Here is a 13,299-nt window from a genome sequence, read left to right on the forward strand (position 1 = left end):
TTTTCCGGCGATGTTATCGGTTGCGAGCAACAACTGGGCAAGCCAGCAGCCGAGTCGGACGGGGGGCAGGCACCGGCCGAGGGTGACAGGGTGTGATCTTCTTCGCGGCCAAATCGCCCGCAAGGGGACAATCACCCCTGGAACCGGTACTCCTCAAGGAGTCGGCGCCCAATGATCATTTTCTGGATCTCGGCGGTACCTTCGCCGATGAGCAGCATCGGCGCCTCCCGGTAGAGGCGTTCGATCTCGTACTCCTTGGAGAAGCCGTAGCCGCCGTGGATGCGGAAGGCGTCCTCGACGACTTCCTTGCAGTATTCGGAGGCGAGGTACTTCGCCATCCCTGCCTCCAGGTCGTTTCGTTCGCCGGAGTCCTTTTTGCGGGCTGCATTTACCATCATCGCATGGGCGGCTTCCACCTTGGTGGCCATTTCAGCCAGCTTGAACTGGATGGCCTGGTGCTGCGCGATCGGCTTTCCGAAGGTCTGGCGCTGCTGTGCGTACGAAACGCCCAGCTCGAACGCACGCTGCGCGACTCCACAGCCACGGGCGGCCACATTCACCCGGCCGACCTCGACGCCGTCCATCATTTGGTAAAACCCCCGACCGGTGGTGCCCCCCAGCACTCGATTGGCCGGAATTCGTAGTCCATCCATGATGAGCTCGGTCGTGTCGACGCCTTTGTAGCCCATTTTGTCGATCTTGCCGGGAATGGTGAGCCCCGGCCGGACCTCTCCGAAGCCGGGCTCCTTCTCGACCAGGAACGTGGTCATCGACCTGTGCGGGGCGGTGCCCTCGGGGTGGCCTTCGTCACTCCGGCACAACACGGCCACCAGCGAGGAGGTGCCGCCGTTGGTCAGCCACATCTTCTGGCCGTTCAGCACGTACGCGTCGCCGTCCCGGACCGCCCGGGAGCTGATCGCCGAGACGTCCGAGCCCAGCGCCGGCTCGGACATCGAGAACGCGCCCCGGACCTCGCCCAGCGCCATCCGGGGCAGGAAGGTGTCCTTCTGCTCCTGGGTGCCGTGCTGCTTGAGCATGTACGCCACGATGAAGTGCGTGTTGATGATTCCCGACACGCTCATCCAGCCGCGGGCGATCTCCTCCACGCACAGCGCGTATGTGAGAAGCGACTCACCCAGCCCCCCGTACTCCTCGGGGATCATCAGCCCGAACAGGCCGAGCTCCTTGAGTCCCTCGACGATCTCGGTCGGGTACTCGTCGCGGTGCTCCAGCCCGGTCGCGACCGGAATGATCTCCTTGTCGACGAAATCCCGGACCGTGGCGAGGATTTCCCGCTGGACATCGGTGAGGCCGGCGGTCTGGGCGAGTCGCGTCATGGCTACTTCTCCACGTTCTTCTGCGAAGGCTGCTTCAGCTCGGGGCGGCCGGGCTGCTCGCCGCCGCGCTCCTTGATGTACGTCTCGGTGGGGACCATCACCTTGCGGCGGAACACGCAGACCAGAGTCCCGTCCTGCTTGTATCCGCGGGTCTCGACGTGGACGATTCCGCGGTCGCTCCTGGATTTTGACGGAATCTTGTCGAGCACGGTGGTTTCGCCGTAGATCGTGTCCCCGTGGAAGGTCGGTGCGACGTGCTTCAGCGACTCGACCTCCAGATTGGCGATCGCCTTTCCGGAGACGTCCGGTACGGACATGCCGAGCAGCAGCGAGTAGACGTAGTTGCCGACGACGACGTTCTTTCCGAAATCGGTCGTCCGTTCCGCATAGTTGCTGTCCATGTGCAGCGGGTGATGATTCATGGTCAGCAGGCAGAAAAGGTGGTCGTCGTACTCGGTGACCGTCTTTCCGGGCCAGTGCTTGTAGAGGGCACCGACCTCGAACTCCTCGTATGTGCGGCCGAACTGCATGGTCAGGCCTCCGGGGCTTCGAACTTGGAGGTGCGCTGCATACCGGCGGCGCGTCCCTTGCCCGCGACGACCAGGGCCATCTTGCGGCTCGCCTCGTCGATCATCTCGTCGCCGAGCATCGCCGAGCCCTTCTTGCCGCCCTCCTCGGAGGTGCACCACTCGTACGCGTCGAGGATCAGTTCGGCGTGGTCGTAGTCCTCCTGCGAGGGCGAGAACACCTCGTTGGCCGCCTCGACCTGACCCGGGTGCAGCACCCACTTGCCGTCGAAGCCGAGGGCCGCCGCGCGCCCGGCGACCTCGCGGTACGCGTCCACGTCCCGGATCTGGAGGAAGGGGCCGTCGATCGCCTGGAGGTCGTGCGTGCGGGCCGCCATCAGAATGCGCATCAGGATGTAGTGGTACGCGTCGGCGCCGTAGCCGGGCGGCTGCTGACCGACGACCAGGGTCTTCATGTTGATCGAGGCCATGAAGTCGGCCGGGCCGAAGATCAGCGTCTCCAGCCGGGGCGAGGCGGCCGCGATGTCGTCGATGTTCACCAGGCCCTTGGCGTTCTCGATCTGCGCCTCGATGCCGATCCGCCCGACCTCGAAGCCCATCGTCTTCTCGATCTGGGTGAGCAGCAGGTCGAGGGCGACCACCTGCTGGGCGTCCTGGACCTTCGGCAGCATGATGCAGTCGAGGTTCTGGCCGGCGCCCTCGACGACGGTGATGACGTCGCGGTACGTCCAGTGCGTGGTCCAGTCGTTGACGCGGACGACCCGGGTCTTGCCCGTCCAGTCGCCGTTGTTCAGCGCGTCCACGATGGTGTGCCGGGCGCCCTCCTTGGCGAGCGGGGCGCAGGCGTCCTCCAGGTCGAGGAAGACCTGGTCGGCGGGGAGGCCCTGGGCCTTCTCCAGGAACCGCGGGTTCGAGCCGGGCACGGCCAGGCACGAGCGGCGCGGACGCAGGCGATGGGTGGCAGTCATGCGGGGACCTCCAGAGGGTCGAGCTTGTTCGCTTTCCGGATCTCGTCGACGATACGGCCGATGATCTCCGTGATACCGAAGTCCTTCGGGGTGAATACGGCGGCGACACCGGCCCCGACCAGGGCCGCGGCGTCGGCGGGCGGAATGATCCCGCCCGCGATGACCGGGATCTCGGCGGCGCCCGCCGCCCGCAGCCGGCCGAGCACGTCCGGCACGAGTTCGGCGTGCGAGCCGGAGAGGATCGACAGCCCGACGCAGTGCACGTCCTCGGCGAGCGCGGCCGAGACGATCTGCTCGGGGGTCAGCCTGATCCCCTGGTACACGACCTCGAACCCGGCGTCGCGGGCCCGTACGGCGATCTGTTCGGCGCCGTTGGAGTGCCCGTCCAGGCCCGGCTTGCCGACCAGCAGCCGCAGCCGTCCCACACCCAGGTCGGCCGCGGTGCGGGCGGTCTTCTCGCGGACCAGTGCCAGCGGGGAGCCCGCCTCGGCGGTCACCGCGACCGGGGCGGACGAGACGCCCGTCGGGGCCCGGAACTCGCCGAAGACGTCGCGCAGCGCCCAGGACCACTCGCCGGTGGTGACCCCCGCGCGGGCGCACTCCACGGTCGCTTCCATCAGGTTCCCGGTGCCCGCGGCGGCCTTCTTCAGCGCGGCCAGCGCCTCGGTCGCCCGGGCCTCGTCGCGGTCGTCGCGCCATGCGTGCAGGGCGGCGACCACCGTGGCCTCGTTGGCGGGGTCGACCGTCATGATCGCCCCGTCGAGGTCCGCGGTGAGCGGGTTCGGCTCGGTCGTCTCGTAGATGTTGACGCCGACGATCCGCTCCTCGCCCGCCTCGATCCGGGCCCGCCGGGCGGCGTGCGAGGCGACCAGTTCGGACTTCAGGTAGCCCGACTCGACGGCGGCCATGGCGCCGCCCATCTCCTGGATCCGGTCGATCTCGGTGAGCGAGAGGGTGACCAGTTCGTCCACCGCGGCCTCGATCACGTGCGAGCCCGCGAAGATGTCCTCGTACTCCAGCAGGTCGCTCTCGTGCGCCAGCACCTGCTGGATGCGGAGCGACCACTGCTGGTCCCAGGGGCGGGGCAGGCCCAGCGCCTCGTTCCAGGCGGGCAGTTGGACGGCGCGGGCGCGGGCGTCCTTGGAGAGGGTGACGGCCAGCATCTCCAGGACGATCCGCTGGACGTTGTTCTCCGGCTGCGCCTCGGTCAGCCCGAGCGAGTTGACCTGGACGCCGTAGCGGAAGCGGCGCTGCTTGGCGTCGGTGATGCCGTACCGCTCGCGGGTGATCCGGTCCCAGATGCGGCCGAAGGCGCGCATCTTGCACATCTCCTCGATGAAGCGGACGCCCGCGTTGACGAAGAACGAGATCCGCCCGACCACGTCGCCGAACCGCTCCTCGGGCACCTGGCCGGAGTCGCGCACGGCGTCCAGCACCGCGATCGCGGTCGACATGGCGTACGCGATCTCCTGGACCGGGGTGGCCCCCGCCTCCTGGAGGTGGTAGCTGCAGATGTTGATCGGGTTCCACTTCGGGATGCGGCCGACCGTGTAGGCGATCATGTCGGTGGTCAGCCGCAGCGAGGGGCCGGGCGGGAAGACGTGCGTCCCGCGCGAGAGGTACTCCTTGACGATGTCGTTCTGCGTGGTGCCCTGGAGCTTCGTCGGGTCGGCGCCCTGCTCCTCGGCGACCACCTGGTAGAGCGCCAGCAGCCACATAGCGGTGGCGTTGATCGTCATCGAGGTGTTCATCCGTTCCAGGGGGATGTCCTGGAACAGCTTCCGCATGTCGCCGAGGTGGGAGACCGGCACACCGACCCGGCCGACCTCGCCGCGGGCGAGGACGTGGTCGGGGTCGTAGCCGGTCTGCGTCGGCAGGTCGAAGGCGACGGACAGGCCGGTCTGGCCCTTGGCGAGGTTCTGCCGGTAGAGCTCGTTGGACGCCTCGGCGGTCGAGTGACCGGCGTACGTCCGCATGAGCCACGGGCGGTCCTTCTGACGCCCGCCCATGTCAGACGCCCCGGCCGTGCTCGCCGGTCCGCGCCGTCGGGGCGTCGCGGAACAGGTTGATGGCGTCGAGGTGCTTCGCGCGCATCTCCTCGTCCCGGACGCCGAGCCCCTCGCGGGGCGCCAGGGCCAGGACGCCGACCTTGCCCTGGTGGAGGTTGCGGTGGACGTCGTAGGCGGCCTGGCCGGTCTCCTCCAGGGAGTAGACCTTCGAGAGGGTCGGGTGGATCTTCCCCTTGGCGATCAGGCGGTTGGCCTCCCACGCCTCGCGGTAGTTGGCGAAGTGCGAGCCCACGATCCGCTTGAGCGACATCCACAGGTAGCGGTTGTCGTACTCGTGTTGGTAGCCGGAGGTGGAGGCGCAGGTGACGATGGTGCCGCCCTTGCGGGTGACGTAGACGGAGGCGCCGAAGGTCTCGCGGCCCGGGTGCTCGAAGACGATGTCCACGTCCTCGCCGCCGGTCAGTTCGCGGATCCGCTTGCCGAACCGCTTCCACTCGCGCGGGTCCTGCTCGTGCTCGTCCTTCCAGAACCGGTAGCCCTCGGCGTTGCGGTCGATGACCGCCTCCGCGCCCATGGCCCGGCAGATGGCGGCCTTCTCCGGGGAGGAGACGACGCAGATCGGGTTGGCGCCGCCGGCCAGCGCGAACTGGGTGGCGTACGACCCGAGTCCGCCGCTGGCGCCCCAGATCAGGACGTTGTCGCCCTGCTTCATGCCAGCGCCGTTGCGGGAGACCAGTTGGCGGTAGGCGGTGGAGTTGACCAGGCCGGGCGCGGCGGCCTCCTCCCAGCTGAGGTGGCCGGGCTTCGGCATCAGCTGGTTGGACTTGACCAGGGCGATCTCGGCCAGGCCGCCGAAGTTGGTCTCGAAGCCCCAGATGCGCTGCTCGGGGTCGAGCATCGTGTCGTTGTGGCCGTCGCTGGACTCCATTTCCACGCTCAGGCAGTGCGCGACGACCTCGTCCCCGGGCTTCCAGGCGTTGACGCCGGGACCGGTGCGCAGGACGACACCCGCCAGGTCGGAGCCGATGACGTGGTACGGCAGGTCGTGGCGCTTGGTGAGCTCGGAGAGCCGTCCGTACCGCTCCAGGAAGCCGAAGGTGGACAGCGGCTCGAAGATCGAGGTCCAGACGGAGTTGTAGTTCACCGAGCTCGCCATGACGGCCACCAGGGCCTCGCCCGGGCCGAGTTCGGGCACCGGGACCTCGTCCAGGTGCAGCGACTCGCGGGGGTCCTTGTCGCGTGTGGCGAGCCCGTGGAACATCTCGGTCTCGTCCTTGTGCACGGTCACCGCGCGGTACGACTCGGGCATGGACAGGGCGGCGAAGTCGGCGGCGGTGCTGTCCGGCGACTGGATCGCGTCCAGGATTTCCTTCACGGGGTGCCTCCGGGGATCGGGGCGCTGAGGGAACGCTTGCGAGTCCCTGCGAGCAGAGGGGTGCGGTGGAGTGGAGAAACGGGTGCCGTCGGTCCGGCGGTGGAGAACTTCGGCTTGCTCTGTGGAGCGGAAGGGCTGCCTGTGACGCAGGCGTCCGGGCACGCGGGTGTTGCGCCCGCTGGGACAACCGCCGTTCGCGAGTTCTCGCTCCGGCGGCCGCCCGGACCACTTCAACGTATGGCACTCCGTGACACGTGGCAAGGCACTCCGTGCCAACAATTTCTCTCACTTGTCGGCACCCTGGCACCGATGAGCGAAAAGTGGGGTGTTCTGAGGGGAAATGCCCGATGGATGATCGATCAGTGGGAGCGGTGGACGAAGGGGGTCGTGGTGGTCAGAGCGAGGAATCCCAGCCGCTGGAGGATCGGGCGGCTCGTCTCCATGGCGTCCACCTGGAGGTGGCGGTAGCCGCGCTCCGCGGCGATCCGGGCCCGGAAGGCCACCAGCGCCCGGTAGACACCCTTTCCGCGCCACTCCTCGACCGTGCCGCCGCCCCAGAGCCCCGCGAAGCCCGTGCCCGCGTACAGCTCCATCCGGGCCGAACTGATCGGCTCCTCGCCCGCCATCGCGAGGACCCCGACGAAGTCGTCCGGGTCCTCGGCCAGCCTGGTCAGCACCTGGTGCCGCAGATGCGGCTGGGGCGTGCCGAACGCCCGCTCGCCGGCGCGGACCATCAGCTCCACGTCCGCCGCGTCCCGCACGGTGCGCAGCCGTACGCCCTCGGGGAGCGCCACCTCCGTCGAGACCTCCCCGACCGGGGCGACCATCAGGGTCTCCCGCTCCTCGGCCTCGAAGCCCGCCGCCAGCAGCCGGTCCGCCAGACCGGCCGGCCGGTCGTGCCCGTACAGCTTCCACTCGAACGCGTCGTGCCCGAGCGCCGCGTAGTGCGCCACCTGGGCCGCGATCACCGCGTCCGCCCGCGCGGGGTCCAGGCCGGGGTCCGACCAGACGACGCCGTTCCAGTCGTCGGCCGTGCCGGACTGGCGGACGACGTCGCCGGTGTGCTCGACCCGGACGCCCGGGCCGTCGGGGCGGGAGTGCTCACGCCTCTCGCGGTCGAAGAGGGCCAGCAGTGCTTCGGGGGTGGGTGCAGTCATCCGGCCACCCCAGCACCGGGGTGCGGGGGCGGCAACCGGATTTGCGTACGGGGCCCGCCGGTCAGCGGTCCCGGAGCGCCTGCTGGATCGTGCGCATGACCTCGTCGAGCGGCGCGTCCGTCCGCGCCACGGTGACCAGCACCTCGCCCTGGGACGACACCGACGCGGCCGGCTGCGGCGCGGGCTCGGCGCCGGTGGTCCGGCCGGCCCCGATGCCGGTGCCGAAGGTGTCCCGGACGATCGCGAACGCGTGGTCGAGCTGCGCCTCCACGTCGCCCTCGCCGCCCGCCCGCAGCCAGCGGCGCAGCACATGGTTGTGCGCGGTGACGACGGCGGACGCCGCGACCTCCGCCAGCAACGGGTCGTCGTTGCCGACATGGTGGTCGCGCTCGTCGAAATGGCCCAGCAGATAGCGGGTGAACAGCCGCTCGTAGCGGGCCACCGAGGCGATCTCCGCCTCCCGCAGGGTGGGCACCTCGCGGGTCAGCTTGTAGCGGGCCACGGAGACCGCGGGCTTCGCCGCGTACATCTTCATGACTTCCTTGATGCCGCGGCAGACGGTGTCGAGCGGGTGCTCGTGCGCCGGCGCCGCGTTCAGGACGGCCTCCGCCCGGACGAGGGTGTCGTCGTGGTCCGGGAAGATCGCCTCTTCCTTGGAGCGGAAGTGCCGGAAGAAGGTCCGCCGGGCGACCCCGGCGGCGCCCGCGATCTCGTCGACGGTCGTCGCCTCGTAGCCCTTCGTGGCGAAGAGTTCCATGGCCGCGGCGGCCAGCTCACGGCGCATTTTGAGCCGTTGGGCGGCGGCGCGCGTGCCTGCGGCACTTTCCGGGGCGTCGGGCGCGGCGGTGGCACGGGAGGACCTGGCGGGCTGGGACATGGTGTGAACGTACTGCATCGGGTCCGGGGAGTGCGCCCGTGGGGGAGGGCCGCCCGACGGATCGAGCAGCCCTCCCCACCCGGCCCCGCGGTCAGCGACGGGCATACTCGCGGAAGCCGCGCCCCGTCTTGCGGCCGAGACAGCCGGCGGCCACCAGATGTTCGAGCAGCGGCGCCGGGGCCAGGCCGGGATCGCGGAACTCGTTGTGCAGCACCTTCTCGATGGCCAGCGAGACGTCCAGCCCGACCACGTCGAGCAGCTCGAACGGACCCATCGGGTAGCCGCCGCCCAGCTTCATCGCCGCGTCGATGTCGTCGAGGCTGGCGTAGTGCTCCTCGACCATCTTGATCGCGTTGTTCAGGTACGGGAAGAGCAGCGCGTTCACGATGAACCCGGCCCGGTCCCCGCAGTCCACCGGGTGCTTGCGGACGGCACCGCACACCTCGCGGACGGTGGCGTGGACGTCGTCGGCGGTGAGTACGGTACGGACCACCTCGACCAGCTTCATCGCCGGTGCCGGGTTGAAGAAGTGCATCCCGACCACGTCCTCGGGGCGGGAGGTCGCCCGTGCGATGGCCACCACCGGCAGCGAGGACGTCGTGGTGGCCAGGACCGCGCCCGGCCGGCAGACCTTGTCCAGCGTCCCGAACAGCTGCTGCTTGACCTCCAGGTCCTCCGCCACGGCCTCCACCGCGAGATCGACCCCGGCGAAGGCGTCCAGCGAACCGGCCGGGGTGATCCGGGCCAGCGCCGCGTCCCGCGCCTCGGCGGTCAGCCGCCCCTTGGCGACGGAACGCTCCAGGGACGCGGCGATCCGGCCCTTGGCGGTGTCCGCCTTCTCCTGGCCGCGCGCGGCGAGCACCACGTCGTACCCGGCCTTCGCGAAGACCTCGGCGATCCCCGAGGCCATCGTCCCGGAACCGGCCACCCCCACCGAGCGCACCGGCCGCCCGGCCACCGCCGAACCGCCGTCCTTCGGGGTCAGCGCGTCCGGCACCACCTCCTGGCTCCCGGCCTCCGCGTACGTGTAGAAGCCGCGCCCCGCCTTGCGGCCGGTCAGCCCGGCGTCGCTGAGCTGGCGCAGTACGGGGGCGGGGGCGTGCAGCCGGTCGTGGGACTCGGCGTACATCGCCTCCAGGACGGTGCGGGCGGTGTCGATGCCGATCAGGTCGAGCAGCGCGAGCGGGCCCATCGGCAGACCGCAGCCGAGCCGCATCGCCGCGTCGATGTCCTCCCGGGAGGCGTAGTTGGCCTCGTACATCGCGGCGGCCTGGTTGAGGTAGCCGAAGAGCAGACCGTCGGCGACGAAGCCGGGACGGTCGCCGACCGCGACCGGCTCCTTGCCCAGACTGCGGGCGAGCGCGGTGACCGCCTCGACGGCCGGCGGCGCGGTCAGCACCGAGGAGACCACCTCGACCAGCTTCATCGCCGGTGCCGGGTTGAAGAAGTGCAGCCCGAGGACCCGCTCGGGGCGCAGCGACTCGGCGGCCAGCCGGGTCACCGACAGGGCGTTGGTCCCGGTCGCCAGGATCGTGGTCGGGGAGACGATCGCGTCGAGCTCCCGGAACACCCGCTGCTTGACCTCGTACGACTCGGGCACGACCTCGACCACCAACTCCGCCCCGGCGGCGGCCGCGAGCTCGGTCGAGGTACGGAAACGGGCGAGGACCTCGCCCCGCTCCCGCTCGGTGATCCGCTCGCGCCGCACGGCACGGGCGGTCGCGGATTCCAGCGCGGCGACGGCCCGGCGGGCGGCCGCGTCGCTGATGTCGATGCCGATGACCTGGTGACCGGCGCGGGCCAGGACCTCGGCGATGCCGGTGCCCATGGTGCCGAGACCGACGACGGCGATGGTGCCGATGGGGGTGTCCATCACGGGACTCCAGAGAAAGAGTGACGGCTGAGAGGAAGCGCGGCGCACGCCTACGGGCGAACAGGAGCCGCACACGCGGGCGTTGCGTGTCGTGGAGAACGGGCCCGGAGCGATGGGCGCACCGGGAACCGGAGAAGGGTGACGGGCTCTGTCCCGGAGCCGCGTCTGGCAGAACTGCCGAACCGACAAGCACTCCGGGCGGCTGCGTCACCAGGCCGTCGGAGCAGAGCGGGGAAGGTGTCCCGCTCACATGAGATTAACCGCGGGGTAACGAGCGCGCCAGACCTCGGCCGTTGTGTGTCGGGCCACATTCCGCCGCCCCCTCGATACGCTGCGTCCCCGCCGATACGCTGACGGTCATGGACGAGGAGTTCCGGTCGCTGGCCGACCGGCTTGCCGACGAGGCGGAGGCGGCCGGGCAGTCGGCGGCCTTCCGCGCCCTGCTCGCCACCGAGGACCCGGAGGAACTGGCCGGTGTCCTGGTGGAGCGCGAACGCCCGCTCTGGGCCCGGGAGATGGCCGCCTTCCGGCTCGGCTGCGAGGGCGACCGGCGGGCCTTCGAGGCGCTGGTCCTGCTGCTCAACCACCGCGACCCCGAGCGCTGTGTCTCCGCCGCCGTCGCCCTGGCGCGCCTGGGCGACCCCCGTACCCCCCGGGCCGCCGCCGCCCTGGCGACCAACGCCCTGCGCACCGCCTACGCCCTCCACCCGGTACGGCTGCTCACCGCGTTGCGCGCCCCGGAGTCCGTGCCCGCGCTGATGAGCACCCTGGAGCGGCTGCTGGCACCGGGCGAGCCGTACTGGCGGGTGGCGCTCGCCTGCGTGGAGGGGCTGGGGCAGTTGGGCGACGAGCGGGCCCGCCCCCTGCTGGCGGCGGCGGTGCCGCATCCACGCCTGGGCGGCGCGGCCCGGGAGGCACTCGCCCGGCTGGGCACCGGCTGAGCGGACGCGGAACCGTGGCGGGGCTCAGGCCGCCGCGCGCACGTACCGCACCTCGGGGACGAGCACACCGTCCGCCTCGAAGGTCTCCTCGGCGCCGTCCGCCGCGAAGCCCGCGCGTTCGTAGAAGCAGCGGGCCCGGGCGTTCTCCTTCAGCACCCACAGCTCCAGGCGGGTGAGCCCCCGCGCCGCCGCGCGGGCCAGGACCTCGGCCGTCAGGGCCCGGCCCGTCCCTGTCCCGATCCGCTCGGGCGCCACGTAGAGCGCGTACAACTCGCCCCGCTCGGGCGCGGCGGGGCCCTGGAGCGGTCCGTAGCACGCCCAGCCGATCACCCCCGGGCCGTCCGCCTCGGCCACCAGGTTCACCAGCGGGCCGCCCCGGGTGAGGGCGGCCCGCCGTCGTTCCGTGTCCTCGGCGACGTCCCCGCCAGCCGCGCGCCCGGAGCCGGGTGACCGCCGCGCAGTCGTTGGCGGTCATGTTCCTTATGCGCACGTCCGGTCGTGCCGTGTGGTCCATCGGGCCATCCTGGCGCAGCCGCCGGGACGGCCCGCGGGCGGGCGGGGCCGGCGGGTCAGGTGCGGGCGCCGAGCATGCGGTGCAGGACGGCGCCCCGGCTGCCGGAGTCCGGCGGCCGCACCGACTTGGCGGCGGGCCCGTCGGCCGGCGGCTCCGGCTCGGGGGTCCGGGGGCAGACCGCGTCCGCGACGTCCCGGCCGTGCCGGGCGCGGGGGACGGTGCCCTTGGCGAGGTAGTCCGCCAGGTAGCCGTCCAGGCAGTCGTTGCCGCCGAGGGTGATGCCGTGGTTGCCGCCGCCCTCCTCCACGACCAGGCTGGAGCCGTGCAGCCGGCGGTGCAGGGTGACCCCGCCCGGGTACGGGGTGGCCGCGTCGTCGGTGGCCTGGAAGAGCAGTGCCGGCGGGAGCGACCGGTTGGAGACGCGCACCGGGTTCAGCGGCGCGACCGGCCAGTCGGCGCACGGCGCGTTGTACCAGTGGTTGTTCCAGGTGAAGAAGGGTGCCTTGGTGTGCGTCCGGCGGCTGTCGCCGAGCCAGGTGTTCCAGAACCGGGGCCACCGCGCGTCGCGGCACTGCACGGCCACGTAGACCGCGTACCCGTTGTCGGCCTCGGCGTCGACCGCGCCGAACCTCTCGTACGCGTCCACCAGCGCGTCCTGGTCGCCGTCGTGCGCGTACGCGGCGAACGCCTCGGCCAGTTCCGGCCAGTAGCCGTCGTAGTAGCCGCCCGGCAGGAAGGTGTCCTCCAGTTCGCTCGGGCCGACCTTCCCGCCCGCGGGGTGGCGCCCGACCGCCGCGCGCATCGCGTACCAGGCGCGCTCCACCCCGGCCGGGTCGGTGCCGAGGCGGTAGGTGGCGTCGTGCTTCGCGATCCAGGCGGTGAACGCCTTGTGCCGGGCGTCGAAGGCGTGGTCCTGGGCGAGGTTGGCGTCGTACCAGACGTCGTCCGGGTCGACGTTGGAGTCCAGGACCAGGCGCCGCACCCGCTCCGGGAAGAGCTTGGCGTACACCGCGCCGAGGTAGGTGCCGTAGGAGTACCCGAAGTAGTTGAGCTGCCGGGCGCCGGTGGCCCGGCGGATCACGTCGAGGTCCTTCGCCGCGCTGACCGTGTCCATGAACGGCAGCAGGTCCGGGTACTTGCGCCCGCACGCCTCGGCGAACGCCCTGGTCCGGTTCCGGTTGGCCCGCTCCACGCCGGGCGAGTCCGGCACCGAGTCGGGGCGCACCGGGTCGAAGTAGTGGGGGACGCAGTCCAGCGCCGGTCTGCTCCGGCCGACACCGCGCGGGTCGAAGCCGATCACGTCGTAGTCCGCGGCGACCGCCTTCGGCAGCGCCGACGCCACGAATCCGGCCATCGTCAGGCCGCTGCCGCCGGGGCCGCCCGGGTTGACGAGCAGGGGGCCCTGGAAGTTCTTCGAGGTGTGCGGGACGCGGGACAGGGCGAGCGTGATCCGCCGGCCCGACGGGTCGTCATGGTCGAGCGGAGCGGTGACCTTGGCGCACTGGAGCCGCGGATACGCCTTGGTGCCGCAGTCGGTCCAGCGGAGCTGCGCGGCGGCGGGCCGGGCGGCCCCGTCGGCGGTCGCCGGGGGCGGTGCGGCGGTCACCAGACCGGCGACCGCCGCACCGACGGCGAGAAGAATTCCCGGACGTTTCGTCATATGGCCTCCCGAGGTGGGGGAAAGACGGCTGCGCGGGGGCACGGCCCCCGCCGCATGCTCC

11 protein-coding genes are annotated in these 13,299 nt (G+C 71.1%); 1 reads left to right on the forward strand and 10 read right to left on the reverse strand.

Annotated elements, in window-relative coordinates; all coding sequences use genetic code 11:
• Positions 1-131 precede the first annotated feature (131 nt).
• The 8 genes from ACF08W_RS00155 to ACF08W_RS00190 form a co-directional block, all read right to left on the reverse strand.
• Positions 132-1,337 carry an acyl-CoA dehydrogenase family protein gene (locus tag ACF08W_RS00155; RefSeq protein ID WP_352279666.1) on the reverse strand — a complete coding sequence of 402 codons (1,206 nt, stop codon included), beginning with the start codon at positions 1,335-1,337 and terminating at the stop codon, positions 132-134.
• A 2-nt stretch (positions 1,338-1,339) separates the two neighbouring features.
• Positions 1,340-1,867, reverse strand: a complete 528-nt coding sequence (locus ACF08W_RS00160; RefSeq protein WP_352279664.1) for a MaoC family dehydratase — start codon at positions 1,865-1,867, stop codon at positions 1,340-1,342.
• Between the two features lie 2 nt (positions 1,868-1,869).
• Positions 1,870-2,832 (reverse strand): CoA ester lyase, encoded by a 963-nt coding sequence (locus ACF08W_RS00165; protein WP_352279662.1) that lies wholly within the window; start codon positions 2,830-2,832, stop codon positions 1,870-1,872.
• Positions 2,829-4,841: a protein meaA gene (locus ACF08W_RS00170; RefSeq protein WP_392277862.1), complete on the reverse strand. Its 2,013-nt coding sequence runs from the start codon at positions 4,839-4,841 to the stop codon at positions 2,829-2,831. Before ACF08W_RS00170 ends, ACF08W_RS00165 begins: the two co-directional genes overlap by 4 nt.
• A 1-nt stretch (position 4,842) precedes the next feature.
• Positions 4,843-6,216 (reverse strand): crotonyl-CoA carboxylase/reductase, encoded by a 1,374-nt coding sequence (ccrA, locus tag ACF08W_RS00175; protein WP_392277863.1) that lies wholly within the window; start codon positions 6,214-6,216, stop codon positions 4,843-4,845.
• Between the two features lie 359 nt (positions 6,217-6,575).
• Entirely contained in the window at positions 6,576-7,373 is a 798-nt protein-coding gene (locus ACF08W_RS00180; protein WP_392277864.1) for a GNAT family N-acetyltransferase, read from the reverse strand.
• Positions 7,374-7,434: 61 nt separating this feature from the next.
• Positions 7,435-8,250, reverse strand: coding sequence for a TetR family transcriptional regulator (locus ACF08W_RS00185; protein WP_352279654.1), 816 nt, complete (start codon positions 8,248-8,250; stop codon positions 7,435-7,437).
• A 91-nt stretch (positions 8,251-8,341) separates the two neighbouring features.
• A complete protein-coding gene (locus ACF08W_RS00190) occupies positions 8,342-10,123 on the reverse strand; it encodes a 3-hydroxyacyl-CoA dehydrogenase family protein (protein WP_392277865.1) in 1,782 nt (593 codons plus the stop codon).
• A 359-nt stretch (positions 10,124-10,482) separates the two neighbouring features.
• Between ACF08W_RS00190 and ACF08W_RS00195 the strand changes: the two genes are divergently transcribed.
• A complete protein-coding gene (locus ACF08W_RS00195; RefSeq protein ID WP_352279651.1) occupies positions 10,483-11,064 on the forward strand; it encodes an adenylosuccinate lyase in 582 nt (193 codons plus the stop codon).
• Between the two features lie 24 nt (positions 11,065-11,088).
• Here ACF08W_RS00195 and ACF08W_RS00200 read toward each other — a convergent pair whose 3' ends face one another.
• Together ACF08W_RS00200 and ACF08W_RS00205 are read right to left on the reverse strand one after the other, a co-directional pair.
• Entirely contained in the window at positions 11,089-11,427 is a 339-nt protein-coding gene (locus ACF08W_RS00200) for a GNAT family N-acetyltransferase (RefSeq protein ID WP_392277866.1), read from the reverse strand.
• A gap of 206 nt (positions 11,428-11,633) precedes the next feature.
• Positions 11,634-13,238, reverse strand: a complete 1,605-nt coding sequence (locus ACF08W_RS00205) for an alpha/beta hydrolase (protein ID WP_392277867.1) — start codon at positions 13,236-13,238, stop codon at positions 11,634-11,636.
• Positions 13,239-13,299: the final 61 nt, after the last annotated feature.

Source organism: Streptomyces sp. NPDC015144 (assembly GCF_043079735.1).
In the GTDB taxonomy this organism is placed as follows: domain Bacteria; phylum Actinomycetota; class Actinomycetes; order Streptomycetales; family Streptomycetaceae; genus Streptomyces.